General features: G+C 44.5%; 14 protein-coding genes and 5 tRNA genes. 15 read left to right on the top strand and 4 right to left on the bottom strand.

Annotation, left to right across the window (positions count from 1 at the left end; all coding sequences use genetic code 11):
• Positions 1–26: 26 nt before the first annotated feature.
• The 7 genes from ftsH to BLW39_RS03585 all read left to right on the top strand — a co-directional run bounded on the left by ftsH (position 27) and on the right by BLW39_RS03585 (position 7045).
• The gene (gene ftsH, locus BLW39_RS03615; RefSeq protein WP_059378550.1) at positions 27–2108 is read left to right on the top strand and encodes an ATP-dependent zinc metalloprotease FtsH; all 2082 of its coding nucleotides are present in this window, start codon (positions 27–29) and stop codon (positions 2106–2108) included.
• Positions 2109–2181: 73 nt separating this feature from the next.
• On the top strand, positions 2182–3129 hold the full coding sequence (hslO, locus tag BLW39_RS03610; protein ID WP_059378552.1) for an Hsp33 family molecular chaperone HslO: 948 nt from the start codon (positions 2182–2184) through the stop codon (positions 3127–3129).
• 121 nt (positions 3130–3250) lie between these two features.
• On the top strand, positions 3251–4738 hold the full coding sequence (gene lysS / locus BLW39_RS03605) for a lysine--tRNA ligase (protein ID WP_059378556.1): 1488 nt from the start codon (positions 3251–3253) through the stop codon (positions 4736–4738).
• A 78-nt stretch (positions 4739–4816) separates the two neighbouring features.
• Positions 4817–4889 (top strand) — tRNA-Asn (locus BLW39_RS03600).
• A gap of 181 nt (positions 4890–5070) precedes the next feature.
• Entirely contained in the window at positions 5071–6330 is a 1260-nt protein-coding gene (locus BLW39_RS03595; RefSeq protein WP_082138841.1) for an MFS transporter, read from the top strand.
• Between the two features lie 126 nt (positions 6331–6456).
• Complete coding sequence (locus tag BLW39_RS03590; protein WP_059378558.1) at positions 6457–6741, top strand: type II toxin-antitoxin system RelE/ParE family toxin; 285 nt, start codon at positions 6457–6459, stop codon at positions 6739–6741.
• 13 nt (positions 6742–6754) lie between these two features.
• Complete coding sequence (locus BLW39_RS03585) at positions 6755–7045, top strand: HigA family addiction module antitoxin (RefSeq protein WP_059378559.1); 291 nt, start codon at positions 6755–6757, stop codon at positions 7043–7045.
• Positions 7046–7087: 42 nt separating this feature from the next.
• Here the strand turns inward: BLW39_RS03585 and BLW39_RS03580 are convergent, their stop codons facing one another.
• Complete coding sequence (locus tag BLW39_RS03580; RefSeq protein WP_059378561.1) at positions 7088–7657, bottom strand: NADPH-dependent F420 reductase; 570 nt, start codon at positions 7655–7657, stop codon at positions 7088–7090.
• A gap of 180 nt (positions 7658–7837) precedes the next feature.
• Here BLW39_RS03580 and BLW39_RS03575 point away from each other — a divergent pair.
• From BLW39_RS03575 to BLW39_RS03560, 4 genes are all read left to right on the top strand, one after another.
• Positions 7838–7910: transfer RNA gene (locus BLW39_RS03575), tRNA-Asn, on the top strand.
• A 6-nt stretch (positions 7911–7916) separates the two neighbouring features.
• Positions 7917–7989 (top strand) — tRNA-Thr (locus tag BLW39_RS03570).
• Between the two features lie 86 nt (positions 7990–8075).
• Positions 8076–8525, top strand: a complete 450-nt coding sequence (locus BLW39_RS03565) for a GNAT family N-acetyltransferase (RefSeq protein WP_059378563.1) — start codon at positions 8076–8078, stop codon at positions 8523–8525.
• A 105-nt stretch (positions 8526–8630) separates the two neighbouring features.
• A complete protein-coding gene (locus BLW39_RS03560; protein WP_059378565.1) occupies positions 8631–9755 on the top strand; it encodes a lipocalin-like domain-containing protein in 1125 nt (374 codons plus the stop codon).
• A 172-nt stretch (positions 9756–9927) separates the two neighbouring features.
• On the opposite strand, the gene BLW39_RS03555 is transcribed toward BLW39_RS03560, so the two are convergent.
• Positions 9928–10013, bottom strand: a tRNA-Leu gene (locus BLW39_RS03555).
• A gap of 122 nt (positions 10014–10135) precedes the next feature.
• On the opposite strand from BLW39_RS03555, the gene BLW39_RS03550 reads away from it, so the two are divergent.
• From BLW39_RS03550 to BLW39_RS03535, 4 genes are all read left to right on the top strand, one after another.
• On the top strand, positions 10136–10477 hold the full coding sequence (locus tag BLW39_RS03550; protein ID WP_059378567.1) for a hypothetical protein: 342 nt from the start codon (positions 10136–10138) through the stop codon (positions 10475–10477).
• The gene (gene tpiA / locus BLW39_RS03545) at positions 10474–11250 is read left to right on the top strand and encodes a triose-phosphate isomerase (RefSeq protein ID WP_059378570.1); all 777 of its coding nucleotides are present in this window, start codon (positions 10474–10476) and stop codon (positions 11248–11250) included. Before BLW39_RS03550 ends, tpiA begins: the two co-directional genes overlap by 4 nt.
• 135 nt (positions 11251–11385) lie before the next feature.
• A complete protein-coding gene (gene eno / locus BLW39_RS03540) occupies positions 11386–12711 on the top strand; it encodes a phosphopyruvate hydratase (protein WP_059378572.1) in 1326 nt (441 codons plus the stop codon).
• Positions 12712–12813: 102 nt separating this feature from the next.
• Positions 12814–13374, top strand: a complete 561-nt coding sequence (locus BLW39_RS03535; protein ID WP_059378575.1) for a DNA-3-methyladenine glycosylase I — start codon at positions 12814–12816, stop codon at positions 13372–13374.
• A gap of 60 nt (positions 13375–13434) precedes the next feature.
• Here the strand turns inward: BLW39_RS03535 and BLW39_RS03530 are convergent.
• Positions 13435–13506 (bottom strand) — tRNA-Arg (locus tag BLW39_RS03530).
• An 18-nt stretch (positions 13507–13524) separates the two neighbouring features.
• Positions 13525–14160 (bottom strand): YigZ family protein, encoded by a 636-nt coding sequence (locus tag BLW39_RS03525; RefSeq protein WP_059378579.1) that lies wholly within the window; start codon positions 14158–14160, stop codon positions 13525–13527.
• Positions 14161–14172: the final 12 nt, after the last annotated feature.

Here is a 14172-nt window from a genome sequence, read left to right as displayed (position 1 = left end):
AAATTTTAATGGATTGAGGATTTCCGATGAAAAAAAATAATGGTGGTTTCTTTCGAAGCTCCTTTCTATATGTCATCATCTTCTTGGCAGTAATTGCTGGGATTTATTCCTTTGTTGGTGGCTCAAGTGGTGGGACCAAGAGCCTATCATCATCTGATTTTGTAAAGCAGTTGTCAGACAAAGAAATTGATTCCTTTTCAATTCAGCCTGGTAACGATGTTTACACCGTCACTGGAACCTATAAGAGCAGTCAAAAAACAAGTACTGGTAACAATTCCGGCTTGAACGCCTTGATTGCTAGCCAGTCACAGACAACTAAGTTCTCAACGTCTGTTTTGGCCAATGATGCTTCCTTGAAGCAGATTACTGATTTGGCTAAGCAGACGAATACAGACATGACAACGAAACCGGCTGCTTCATCTGGCTTTTGGTTGAACCTAATCATCTCGATTGTGCCATTGCTGTTGATTGTTGGTGTCTTTTACCTAATGATGTCACAATCAGGCGGTAAGGGCGGCCAAGGCGGCATGATGGGCAACTTTGGTAAGTCAAAGGCTAAGCCTTCTGATCCAAAGGATAACAAGATTCGCTTTGAAAACGTTGCTGGTTCTGATGAAGAAAAAGAAGAATTGGTTGAAGTTGTTGAATTCTTGAAATCACCCAAGAAGTTTGTTGACATGGGTGCCCGCATTCCAAAGGGTGTTTTGCTTGAGGGACCTCCGGGAACTGGTAAGACTTTGCTTGCTAAAGCCGTTGCCGGTGAAGCTTCCGTACCATTCTTCTCAATGTCTGGTTCTGACTTCGTCGAAATGTTCGTCGGTGTTGGTGCCTCACGTGTTCGTGACTTGTTTGAGCAAGCTAAAAAGGCAGCTCCTGCCATCATCTTTATTGATGAAATTGATGCCGTCGGTCGCCGTCGTGGCTCTGGTGTCGGTGGTGGTAACGATGAACGTGAGCAGACTTTGAACCAAATCCTGATTGAAATGGATGGGTTTGAAAACTCTGAAGGTGTCATCATCTTGGCATCAACTAACCGTTCAGATGTCTTGGATCCAGCCTTGCTTCGTTCTGGCCGTTTTGACCGAAAGATCTTGGTTGGGGCCCCTGATGTTAAGGGTCGTGAAGCCATCTTGAAGGTTCACGCGAAGAACAAGCCGTTGGCTCCTTCCGTTGATTTGAAGGCCATCGCTCACCAAACTCCTGGCTATGTCGGGGCTGATTTGGAAAACTTGTTGAACGAAGCTGCTTTGTTAGCTGCTCGTCGCGACAAGAAGTTGATTGACTCAGCTGATTTGGATGAAGCCGAAGACCGGATTTTCCAAGGACCTGCCAAGGCAAACCGGGCAATGTCTGAGTTGGAACGGAAGACAACTGCCTTCCACGAAGCTGGTCACGCTTTGGTTGGTTTGGTTCGTTCAAACGCATCCGTTGTTCGTAAGGTCACGATTGTGCCTCGTGGACGCATCGGTGGTTATGCCTTGATGACGCCAAAGACGGACCGTTATAACATTCGTTATTCAGAAGCCAAGGAACAGTTGGCTGGTTTGATGGGTGGACGCGCTGCCGAATTGGCAACTTTTGATGAAGCATCATCTGGAGCTGCAAATGATTTCCAGCAGGCAACTAATTTGGCCCGTCAAATGGTGACAGCCTATGGTATGTCTGAAAAGTTGGGAATGGTCCAATTGGAAGGAAATGCTTCTGTTGGCTATAGCGAACAGGGTGGCGCTCAATCATACTCTGATGAAACAGCTGCCTTGATCGATGAGGAAGTTCGTCGTTTGACAAAGGAAGCCTTTGATGAAGCAACCAAGATTTTGACGGAACACAAGGATAAGCTGGCAGCCATTGCCAACGCCTTGTTAGACGTTGAATCATTGGATGAAAAGCAGATCAAAGACATCTACGAAACGGGTTCTTTCACCAAGAAGGGTGAAGAAGACGAAGACGATGCCAAGTCATTTGATGAGACAAAGGCTTCTTTGGATCACAAGGAAGACGAAGTCGAAGAACAAGAGGAAAAGGGTTCAGCAGAACCAACTAAGCCACTTGATCAAGATGACGACCAGGCAGAAAAGTCTGATGATACAACTGATTCTGATAAATAATATTTGTGAAAAGCTGGCTTAGGCTGGCTTTTTCTTTTACAATTGATAAAGAAAAAGAAATAAGGGATTGTGTATGTCAGATCAATTAATTAAAGTGATTACGAAAGATGAAGCATTCCGTGCTTTTGCTGTGGACGGGACCAAATTGGTCCAAGAAGCCGTTAGTGCCCATCACGCTTCGCGGATTGCGGCCGTTGTTTTAGGCCGGGCACTCTTGGCCACGGAAATCCTCGCTCAAGCAACCTTGAAGGGTGAGGAACGTCTTGGTGTCAAAATGGATGGAAAAGGTCCGATTGGGAACGTGGTGACCGAAGCGGACGCCCACGGAGCTGTTCGTGGCTATGTGACCAATCCACAATTGCAGCCAATCGTTAACGATGATGATCAGCTGAATATTGCCGGTGTGGTCGGGAACCATGGCTTTTTTCAAGTCACCAAATTAGCACCATATTCAAAGCCATATTTGGGACAATCAATTATTGTTTCGGGTGAAATTGGTGATGATTTTACTTACTATTTGACTCAATCGGAACAGATTCCATCAGTCATCGGGGTCGGGGTGACCATGAACCCAGATGATACGGTGGCCTCAGCAGGTGGTTTTTTGGTTCAGGCCCTGCCTGGTGCCACGGATGCACAACTGGACCAGTTAGATGCTGATTTAAAGAAAATGACACCGCTTGCCACGCTTTTGTCCGAAAAGAAGGGGCCATTAGCAATTTTGGATGACCTTCTCGGCCAGGACAACTATACTTCCCTGGACTCAGTGGCGATTGGTTTGGCAGCTGAGCCGCCAAAGGAAGCCTACGCAGAAATGTTAAAGACATTGCCTTCACATGAAGTCCAAGCAATGATTGATGAAGACGGTGGCGCTGAAATTGTCGGTCGTTTTTCTGGCAAAAAGCACTACTTTGAAGCGGCAGAACTTGAAAAGATTTTGAAAGAAATTCTTCACCGCGAAAGCCAAGCAGAAGCGGACGCAACTGATGAAGGGCAAAAGTCTGATTCTGCAAAAGACTAAGCAAATGAAATCAGTGACAGTGCCAAGACAGTAGGGATATCCCTTTTGTCTTGGTCCGGCATTTGTTATACTTAAACAAGATAATCTAGCGAATTTTCGCCGACAGGAAGGTAAGATAGACATGGCTGAAGAAAAAGCCTTAAACGATCAAATGGTCGCCCGCCGTCAAAAGATGAAGGCTTTGGTTGATGATTTGAACGTTGATCCATTTGGTCACCGTTTTGACCGCGACTCATTGGCAGCAGATTTGCATGCTAAGTACGATGATCAGACACAAGAAGAATTAGAAGAAAACCCGGTTGAAGTGATTATTGCTGGCCGGATGGTTGCCAAACGTGGCGCTGGAAAGGTAATTTTTGCCGACTTGCGCGATGGTTCCGGACAAATTCAAATCTACGCTCGTCGTGATGATTTGGGTGATAATTACCCAATTATTAAGCGAGCTGATTTGGGTGATTTCTTGGGAATCAAGGGAACGATGATGAAGACAGAAGCTGGCGAATTGACGGTTTTGGTTTCACATTTGACCCACCTGTCAAAGGCTTTGCGCCCAATGCCAGATAAGTTCCACGGAATTTCTGACGTTGAAACGCGTTACCGTAAGCGTTACCTGGACTTGATTGCCAACAACGAATCATTGGTTCGTTTCCAAAATCGGTCAAAGATTGTAGCGGCTATCCGTGAACATATGGATGCCAACCACTTCTTGGAGGTTGAAACACCAATCTTGCAGACGCAAGCCGGTGGGGCAGCTGCTAAGCCATTTATCACGCACCACAATGCTTTGAACATTGATATGTACATGCGTATCGCAACTGAGTTGTATTTGAAGCGGTTGATTGTCGGTGGGATGGAACGAGTCTATGAAATTGGCCGGATTTTCCGGAACGAAGGAATGGACCCTAAGCATAACCCAGAATTTACCACTCTGGAATCTTATGCTGCCTACTGGGACTTTACGGATGTGATGGACGAAACGGAAGGTATCTTCCGTGCAGCAGCAAAGGTTGTTCACCCAGATTTGCAAGTTAATTACCAGGGAACTGACATTGATTTGAGCAAGCCATTTGCCCGCAAGCACATGGTTGACTTGATTAAGGAAAAGACTGGTGTTGATTTCTGGCCTGAAATGACCCTTGAAGAAGCCCGTCAATTGGCCGATGAACATCATGTGAAGTATGAAGAATACTGGCAGGTTGGTCACATCATCAATGAATTCTTTGATAACTTTGTCGAAGATACTTTGTCACAACCAACCTTTGTTTACGGTCATCCGGTGGAAGTCTCACCATTGGCGAAAAAGAACGCTGATGACCCTCGCTTTACCGATCGTTTCGAGCTTTACATCGTTGGTTCCGAATTTGCCAATGCCTTTACTGAATTGAATGATCCAATCGATCAGCGGGCCCGTTTTGAAGCGCAAGCCGCTGAACGCGATAACGGAAACGATGAAGCGGAAGGAATCGACGAAGACTTCTTAGAGGCGCTTGAATACGGTATGCCACCTACAGGTGGTTTGGGAATTGGTATTGACCGTTTGGTCATGCTCTTGACGGATGCTGCATCAATTCGTGATGTGGTTTTGTTCCCAACAATGCGCCCAGAATAATTCCTGATTTTTTCAAATAAATGATTGACGCGTTTGGCTTTCTTTTGTATAATATTTAAGTTGAGCCAAGCGCTTTATTCCGACTTAGCTCAGTTGGTAGAGCACCTGACTGTTAATCAGGTTGTCGCCGGTTCGAGCCCGGCAGTCGGAGTATTGAAGTCAAGACAGTGATGTCTTGGCTTTTTTTGTACAAAAATTTAAAGAAATAAAGTTGCCCTTGCCAAATTAGAAAAGTTACGCTATTATGTTCAATAGTGATTTGCCAATCCCGGCAGCACTGGAGAAATAATTGGCCCCCGTGAGCGTCAGTTTTGAAAGGATGTTTTTTTAGTATGGCAGATATTCCCCTTACGCAACCAACAGAAGTGTTGCGTCACAAGCATTTTTCTAAGAACCAGAAATTAACTTTGTGGTCAACCACAGCTGGTTTTGGGCTCGAGAACATGGACGTGATGTTCATCTCCTTTGCCCTTTCTTCAATCATTGCTTCTTTGCACATTAGCAACTTTGCTGGTGGTTTGATTGCAACGATTTTTTCACTAGGAACATTGGTCGGTGGCCTCTGTTTTGGAATGTTGGCAGACCGTTTTGGTCGCGCCCGTGTCTTTACTGGGACACTGTTTATCGTCGCCTTTGCGACGGCAGGGATGTACTTTGCTCATAACATTTGGGTTTTGTATGCATTGCGCTTTATCGTTGGTGCCGGAACGGGTGCTGAATATAGTGCTGGGGTCACGATGGTGGCCGAAGCCTTTTCTGGTAAGAAGATTGGCCGCTTAATGTCAATTGTTCAAATTGGTGGACAGGGTGGATCAATCTTAGCCGCCTTAGCAGCTGCCTTTATCATTCCACGCTTTGGTTGGAATGCCTTGTTCTTGGTTGGCTTGGTGCCAGTCATCTTCGCCTTTGCCATTCGAATTCATTTGAAGGACAGTGACGAATTTGAGCAAGCCAAGCAGGCTCGCCAACAAAAAGAAGAAGCAACGACAACCAAGGTACCGGTCCTAGCGGTTTTTAAGACGCCAACCTTGGCCCTGCAAACTTTGGGCTTGATTCTAATGATGATGGTGCAAACTGGTGGCTATTACGGTTTGATGAACTGGTTGCCAAAGATCATGCAAAAGCAGCTGGGCTTGTCCATCTCATCATCTTCACTGTGGATGATTGCTACAATCGTTGGGATGTCCCTAGGAATGTATGCCTTTGGTTATCTGTTGGATAACTTCGGTCCACGTTTGGCCTTTGGAATCTTCTTGGTGGTCGCCGCTGCTTCCGTTTACTTGATTCCGATGGCAAATGGGGCCTGGTCATTGTTGTTGATTATGATGATGGTTGGTTTCTTCTCAAACGGCATGTATGGTGGTTATGGGGTCGTCGTTTCCCGCTTATACGGAGTTGATATCCGCGTGACTGCTAACTCGGTTGTTTCTTGTTTTGGAAAGCTACTGGGTGGGTTCTTCCCAGCCTTGGTTGGCTTGATGATGGACAAGACATCACTTTCAGTAGTAATGATGTTCTTCTCAGCCATTTACGTCTTTTCCTTTATCGTGATGCTGCTAATCCCGGCATTGGGTAAGAAAGTTCAATTTTAATTTTAAGTAAAGTAAAAAGCCAGGCAGTGCGCCTGGCTTTTTGATTTGTGTTCATGATGAAATTTCCCACGTTTGCCTTATACCTGTTGTTCGGGTATAATAAAAAGAAAAGTAGGAAATGAGAAGATGATTCGAAGTTTTGCTGATAAAGAAACGGAAAAAATATTTCAACAAAAATTTTCTAAAAAACTACCACAGAGCATTCAAAGAATTGCCCTACGAAAATTAATTATGATGGACAATGCTGCTGACATAAATGATTTACGAGTACCACCAGCAAACCACTTGGAACAATTAATGGGTGATCGTCGGGGCCAATATAGTATTAAAATTAATGTTCAGTATCGACTATGCTTTACTGTGGCCAATAGGAACGATTTTATGAATGTCGAAATCGTTGATTATCATTGAGAGGGAGAGCAATATGGGAAAGATACCCACACCAACAATTAGTGAAATTTTAAAAACTGAATTCATGGATCCACTTGAGCTCTCTGCTTATTCTCTTGCCCAAGATATTCATGTACCAGTATCACGTATTCAAGATATTTTACACGATCGGCGGAAAATTACGGCCGATACTTCCATTCGTTTAGGACGAGCATTTGGAATTTCGGACCGGTATTTTTTGAACCTACAAATGGATATTGATGTTCGTAATGTTGAAGAAAATAGCAAAATGGAATATCAACAAATTGAGAAAATTCGAGTATAAGTAAAAAGCCAGGCTGTGAGCCTGGCTTTTTGATTAACAATTTTATTTAACGAGAGCAAAGCCACCGGTCCAGCCAATTTTTTCACTGGCAGCAAGCGTCATTTGCAGGAAGCCAACAGACTCCAGCTCGTGGGCGCGCTTCAGCAAACCGGCATCGACAACGGCGAGGTCACTACCTTCCAATGCCTTGGCTAAGACTTCCTTGCTGTCCTTGTGATCGCCGGCCACCAAGACCGTTGTTTGGTTGTCGCCAACCTTACCACTGACCAGGTTGGCAGCAAAGACCGTGTTGAAAGCCTTGAGAACATAGCTCTTTGGTAGGGCTTTTTGCAGTTCAGCGGTTGCAGAACTGTCGCTTGGAACCTCTAGCCCATCAAATGTCTTGAAATTGACGGGGTTTGAGGTTTCAACAATTGTTTTACCTGCAAATTGGTCCTGGTATTCCTGGGCGATACCTGCCATTGCGGCGAATGGGACTGCTAAAACAACTAAGTCGGCAATGTGATTGGGTTTTGATTCCGATGTGGCATAATTAACCTGATTACCAGCTTTTTCAAACTGGGCACCAACGGCGGAGCCGATGTTACCCTTACCAAATACAGTGATTTCCATCTTTGTTCTCCTTTGCTATTCCTTTGCCCTCATTGTAAATCGAAAGTGATCAATCGTCAAAAATAGTGAGAAGGTTATGGAGCTTTTTTAGGGAGAAAATATCGAAATAAAGTGCGAAAATGATTGACAGAGTGGGCGGTAAATGGCATAATTAAATAGTTGTTTTGAACAACAAGTCATTCCGACTTAGCTCAGTTGGTAGAGCACCTGACTGTTAATCAGGTTGTCGCCGGTTCGAGCCCGGCAGTCGGAGTTTCAAGCCGACGTAGCTCAGTTGGTAGAGCACGGGTATCGTAAACCTGGGGTCGGAGGTTCGATTCCTCTCGTCGGCATCTACTAAAAAACCGCTAATTTTAGCGGTTTTTTTGTTGTTTAATTTGTTATGATGTTAATAATCATTACAAAGGGGAAGTCGTTTATGTGGCATATTAAAAGTTTTAATGAATTAACAAATCAAGAAATTTGGGCGATTTATCGAGCACGAGCAGCGGTTTTTGTGGTTGACCAACAAAGCCTTTATCAAGATGTCGATGAGGTTGATTTGGAAGCCTTACACGTCTTTTATGAAGAAGATGGTGAATTGCTGGCCTATGGGCGTGTCTTTGTCAAAGAAGGCGATATTCTTTCATTTGGACGTGTATTGACGGTGCCGGCAGCTCGTGGCCGTGGTCTGGGCAAAGAATTAATCCAGCAAATGATGACGGTGATGGCAGAACGTTTTGATCAAAAAGATATTGAAATTGAAGCACAACAACATGTGATTGAGCTTTACAAGCGCTTTGGCTTCACCGAAGTTGGTGATATCTTTATGGATGCCGGCGTGCCGCATATTTTAATGGTTACTCAAAATGAAGCAGCGACAAAATAATGTCACTGCTTTTTTATTTTATCCAACAATTGTTGTTTAATTGGTGGCTGTCATGATTGTTTCAGAGACGTAAACTGGTGGCAACAATCAAAGGAGGATTTGTTAATGGCATACGGACGTGTAATGGATACAGCAGCTGATTTTGAAAAATTTGGTGTGAACCCTAACAAGGTTGAGAACTGGGAAGATGGCCGTCGTGATAATGACGAACCAGGCCCCGGTGAAATTTGGTATATCGATTGTAGCTTTGACGATAAAACAACACTCGTTTTGGGATTCCGACCAAAGTCACCTAGTCAGGTGAACCAAAAAGGTTTCAACCCCAACATCGCGATGAATTATAGTACGATTGCCGGCGAACCCTTCAATGATTACCGCGCCTACAAAGCGGATGAAGTGTTCACCAGTGATAAGGCTGCTGATTTGAAGTGGGGTGAAAACACGCTCAAGGGCCAGGACTGGAAAACTTATGATGTTCATATTGAACCAGAAGATGACTATGAAGTTGAGTTCGACGGTAAAAAGTCGACTGAACACAAGACAGCCATGGACCTACACTTTGAAGCAGAAGTAGCACCCTTCCGACCGGGAAATGGTTATATTTCTTTTGGACAAAATGATGAATATTATTATAACTTTATTTGTGTCACGAAATTAAAGGTCACTGGTCACCTAGTGATTGATGGGGAAGACAAAGAAGTTACCGGGCAGGCTTACTATAACCATCAATGGTTTAACATCAGCCCAGTCGAAGCCTTCCATAGCTGGGTTTGGGGTCGTCAAAACAGTGGAAAGTATTCTGTTTTGCTTTACGACATGGTTGGATCAGACCGCTTTGGTCAGCCAAAGATTCCGTTGTTTACGGTTGATGATGACCAAGGAAATCGCATTTTGGAAAACATTGATGATCAAAATGCGGAAGTAAAAGTCTTGGACACTTATGTGCAGGAAAAGACTGGCAAGACCTATCCAAAGGAGCTGCAATATCGCTTTACGCAAGGTGATGTTGAGGCGGAATTCACGATTAAGAATCCAGAAGAAATTAACTTAATTGATATTTATGGTATGGCACCTGAAGCCGCCCAAAAACAATTTGATAAGGCGGGCTTGCAGCCAACCTATACGCGTTATTTGGCCGAAACAACGCTGAAAGTAACGCGGAATGGTCAAACAGATACAGTCAACGATAAGATGCTCTACGAGATTAATTTCCCAGCAAAGACATTTTAATATTACGGCTTAGTAAGAGGCGTTCTCCAAAGGAGACGCCTTTTTATTTTGATGAAAAATAATTTGCTGCTGTTGTAAGAAAAAAGGCAGGCCCAAGATTGGGTCTGCCCTTTGTGTTGCCTGCAAATTACTTGCAAATGCTCAAAAACGCTGATATATCAACGTTTGCCTATGCGGCTGGCGGGAGTCGAACCCGCACGTCCTAAAGCGGACACAGGATCCTTAATCCTGCGCGTCTGCCAATTCCGCCACAGCCGCAACAATGCAACTATCAAATTTTACCTAGAAAAAATCCCTTTGTCAAGGCTGGGAGAGCAATGTTGAATTTATTCGGATTTACTGGCCATTTTTGTTAAAATAGAAATGATTGGAGAATACTTATGAAGTTATTTAATTGGTCGAACAAAAAAGACCAGCAAGACAAAGAAATCCAAACTCAAGTTGATTATTTGCAAACGGAAAATGACCAACTCTTGAATCAGGTCGAAAGCTTAAAACTTGATTTGAGTGAGTTTAAAGAAGAAAACGAACGTTTAAAAGAAGCGCTTAACCGGTCACAGTTCCGTCGTGGCTTGATCAAAATGGGAATTGGAATGGCCATCTTGGTTGTTTCCTATATTCTTTTGGTCTTAGTCGGTGAACGTAACACTAATTTGCCCTGGATTCTTTTAATTGAAGCTGCCTTTATTTTCTTCATGCTAAATCGAGGAGAAAGCAAATGAGTGAGCAAAAGCGGCGGCCCTTTGTTTTAGCCAATTGGAAAATTAACATGGAACCGCGCGAGGTTGGGCCGTATTTGGAAAAAGTTTTACCGGCCTTAGCTGACGAACACCAGGTTGAAGTTGGGATTGCGGCTCAGGACTTGTACCTCAGCCAAATGTTGGCAGCGGCCAAGGGCAACCCTTTAACCATTGTTGGCGAAAACGCCCACTGGGAGGACGCCGGTGCCTTTACCGGTGAAACCTCACCAAAGGCTTTGGCCCAAATGGGTGTCGAATATGTTTTGATTGGTCACTTCGAACGGCGCAAATTTTTCAACGAAACCGATGAAACGGTGAACTTGAAGACGTTGGCGGCCCTGCGCAACGGTTTGAAGCCGATTGTTGATTTGGATGAAGACTTATCCGCTTATGGGAATTTAGTACCGGAAAAGGTCGTTTTGGCCCAATTGAAGGCGGCCTTGGACGGTGTGATGGCTGATGAGATGGATCAAGTCACAATTGCCTATGAGCCAACCTGGGCGATTGGGTCAGGAGAGGCGGCCTCGGCTGATCAAGCGCAAGAAGCGGCGGCTTTGATTCGGCAAAGTTTGGCGAACTTGTATGGCCGCGACCTGGCAGAAAAAATCCGCATCTTATACGGTGGCTCGGTGACGCCGGCAAACGGGCAAAACTTCCTGTGCCAGCCAGATATCGACGGTATTTTGGTTGGAAAAGCAGCATTAAATCCAGAAAAGTTTTTAGCATTAGTTGATGAAGCGAGAAAAAATGGATAGTTTTCAAACAAATTAGCCAAAACCGTTGGCTAACCTAGGGCCAACCTTAGATTCGTGTTCATTTTAATCAACAAGGGTGTTATAATTTACTTGGTTTTATAAATATTAACCACAGACAAAAGGAGAGCATAAAATATGTCTTTGATTTCAGATATCATTGCACGTGAAGTTCTTGACTCACGTGGAAACCCAACAGTTGAAGCCGAAGTTATCACTGAAGTTGGTGGCTTTGGTCGCGGAATCGTGCCATCAGGTGCATCAACCGGTGAACACGAAGCTGTTGAATTGCGTGACGGCGACAAGAACCGTTTCGGTGGTAAGGGTACTACTAAGGCCGTTGCTAACGTTAACGGACCAATCGCTAAGGCTTTGGTTGGTAAGTTTGACGTAACTGACCAGCGCGCCATTGACGAAGCAATGATTGCTTTGGATGGTACTCCTAACAAGGGTAAGCTTGGTGCCAACGCTATCTTGGCTGTTTCAATCGCTGCTGCTCGTGCAGCTGCTGATGAATTGGGTGTTCCTTTGTTCTCATACATTGGTGGTATGAACTCTTACGTTTTGCCTACACCAATGATGAACGTTATCAACGGTGGTGCTCACTCAGATAACAAGGTTGACTTCCAAGAATTCATGATCATGCCAGTTGGTGCTCCTTCAATCAAGGAAGCTATCCGTTATGGATCAGAAACTTTCCATGAATTGAAGAAGTTGTTGGCTGCTGACGGTAAGGCAACTTCAGTTGGTGACGAAGGTGGATTTGCTCCTGACTTCGCTAACAACGAAGAACCATTGCAATACTTGATCAAGGCCATCGAAGGCGCAGGCTACAAGCCAGGTAAGGACATCGCCATTGCTGTCGATGTTGCTTCTTCTGAATTGTGGGATGCCGACAAGTCAAAGTATGTTTTGCGTTGGTCAACTAAGGAAGAATTCTCAACTCCAGAATTCATCAAGTACTTGGAAGGCTTGGCAGATCGTTACCCAATCATCTCAATCGAAGATCCTATCGACGAAAACAATTGGGATGACTGGGCTGAAATCACTAAGGAACTTGGCAAGAAGGTTCAATTGGTTGGTGACGACTTCTTCGTTACAAACACTGAATACTTGGCTAAGGGAATCCGTATGGGTGCTGCCAACTCAATCTTGATCAAGGTTAACCAAATTGGTACTTTGTCAGAAACGATGGACGCCATTGAAATGGCTAAGGAAGCTGGTTATACAGCAATCGTTTCACACCGTTCAGGTGAAACTGAAGATACTACTATCTCTGACTTGGTTGTTGCGACAAACGCCGGCCAAATCAAGACTGGATCAATGTCACGTACTGACCGTATTGCAAAGTACAACCAATTGATTCGTATCGAAGAATTGCTTGGTGACACTGCTAAGTACAAGGGTGTTCACTCATTCTACAACTTGTCAGCACAAGCTCGTGAAGATATCCAAGCTAAGTAATGACTTTAAATGAAAACGCCCTTTGGGCGTTTTTTTGTACATAAATTCGTCTAATCGAATAAGCAATTAAAAGTGAACAGTAGCAGACTGGAGGAATAGCAAATGGTCAAACGATGCCGGTGGGTGAGCGATAGTCAAGATGAAAAGATGGTGGCCTACCATGATCAGGAATTTGGTCAACCAGTCTTTGATGATGACCGCCTGTTATTTGAGCTGTTGACGCTCGAATTATTCCAATCAGGTCTAAGTTGGAAAACGGTTTTAAATAAACGAGAAAATTTCAAACGAGCCTTTGCTGACTTTGATGTTGAAAAAGTGGCGACCTTTGACAATCAAGATGTCGAGCGTCTATTGGCGGATTCGGGTATTATTCGTAACCGAATGAAAATTGACGCAACCATCAATAATGCCAAGCAAATTCAGCGCTTACAGAATGAAGGCAAGAGCTTTTCTGAGCTCGTCTGGCAGCCAACTAATGGGCAAACCCTACAAATCGGTGTTGGCGCAAACGAACATGTGCCCAGTCAAACGGACCTGTCAGTTGACTTTAGCAAAAAGTTGAAGAAGCTTGGTTTTAAGTTTGTTGGACCGGTCACGATGGAATCGTTTTTGGAAGCGGTGGGCGTTGAAAATGCCCATGACTTGGATTGCGCTTTTCGCTAAGAATAATTGGAATAAAAAAAGACCTAACATGATAATGTTAGGTCTTTTTAAATATCTTAATGCGCGATCCGGGAGTCGAACCCGGATTGCAAGAACCGGAATCTTACGTGCTATCCATTACACTAACCGCGCGAACTAGATAATTATAACCTACTTTGCTGGAATTTCCAAGTAAGTCTCGCCAATTATTTCAAAGGAGATTCTGCCGGAAAATTGATTGGTTAGTTCTTCTTCAAAGGCAGCAACTTCGTCTGGGGCAACGGCTACCTGGTGATGGACGGCAGTATCGAAGTCGGTCGCCAGTAGTGGATATGCCTCCTGGTTGAGCCAATACGTTAGCTGGTCGTTGTTTTGGTAGTCAATCGTAATTAAGACCCGGTCCCGCCAAAGACGTTCCACCAGGCCAACGGCATCGAGCCCTTGGGCGACCGTTCCGGCATAAGCCCGAATCAGACCACCAGCACCCAATTTAATGCCACCAAAGTAACGGGTGACGATGGCGAGGACGTTGTGAATTTGCCGCTTTTGTAAGACTTCCAGCATTGGCACGCCAGCTGTTCCAGACGGTTCGCCATTGTCCGAATAACGTTTGATTTCATCGTTATCACCCAAAACGTAAGCAAAAACGTTGTGATTGGCCTTATGGTGTTCTTTGCTGACCTTTTCAATCAAGCGCTGGGCTTCTTCTTCATCGCTGATACGAAAGAAGTTGACGATAAAGTCGGATTTTTTAATTGTTTGCTGCCAGAAAGCGGATTCCGGGGCAAGTAAGTAAAAGTGCTCCATAACTCGTATTAT

The organism is Fructobacillus pseudoficulneus (assembly GCF_900108455.1).
Lineage (GTDB): Bacteria > Bacillota > Bacilli > Lactobacillales > Lactobacillaceae > Fructobacillus > Fructobacillus pseudoficulneus.
Note: the sequence above shows the minus strand (reverse complement) of the source record. Positions and strands in the feature narration are given on the sequence as shown.

Coding starts and splice junctions, on each gene's coding strand:
- ftsH (WP_059378550.1), top strand. CDS start 27: ATGAAAAAAAATAATGGTGGTTTCTTTCGAAGCTCCTTTCTATATGTC.
- hslO (WP_059378552.1), top strand. CDS start 2,182: ATGTCAGATCAATTAATTAAAGTGATTACGAAAGATGAAGCATTCCGT.
- lysS (WP_059378556.1), top strand. CDS start 3,251: ATGGCTGAAGAAAAAGCCTTAAACGATCAAATGGTCGCCCGCCGTCAA.
- BLW39_RS03595 (WP_082138841.1), top strand. CDS start 5,071: ATGGCAGATATTCCCCTTACGCAACCAACAGAAGTGTTGCGTCACAAG.
- BLW39_RS03590 (WP_059378558.1), top strand. CDS start 6,457: ATGATTCGAAGTTTTGCTGATAAAGAAACGGAAAAAATATTTCAACAA.
- BLW39_RS03585 (WP_059378559.1), top strand. CDS start 6,755: ATGGGAAAGATACCCACACCAACAATTAGTGAAATTTTAAAAACTGAA.
- BLW39_RS03580 (WP_059378561.1), bottom strand. CDS start 7,657: ATGGAAATCACTGTATTTGGTAAGGGTAACATCGGCTCCGCCGTTGGT.
- BLW39_RS03565 (WP_059378563.1), top strand. CDS start 8,076: ATGTGGCATATTAAAAGTTTTAATGAATTAACAAATCAAGAAATTTGG.
- BLW39_RS03560 (WP_059378565.1), top strand. CDS start 8,631: ATGGCATACGGACGTGTAATGGATACAGCAGCTGATTTTGAAAAATTT.
- BLW39_RS03550 (WP_059378567.1), top strand. CDS start 10,136: ATGAAGTTATTTAATTGGTCGAACAAAAAAGACCAGCAAGACAAAGAA.
- tpiA (WP_059378570.1), top strand. CDS start 10,474: ATGAGTGAGCAAAAGCGGCGGCCCTTTGTTTTAGCCAATTGGAAAATT.
- eno (WP_059378572.1), top strand. CDS start 11,386: ATGTCTTTGATTTCAGATATCATTGCACGTGAAGTTCTTGACTCACGT.
- BLW39_RS03535 (WP_059378575.1), top strand. CDS start 12,814: ATGGTCAAACGATGCCGGTGGGTGAGCGATAGTCAAGATGAAAAGATG.
- BLW39_RS03525 (WP_059378579.1), bottom strand. CDS start 14,160: ATGGAGCACTTTTACTTACTTGCCCCGGAATCCGCTTTCTGGCAGCAA.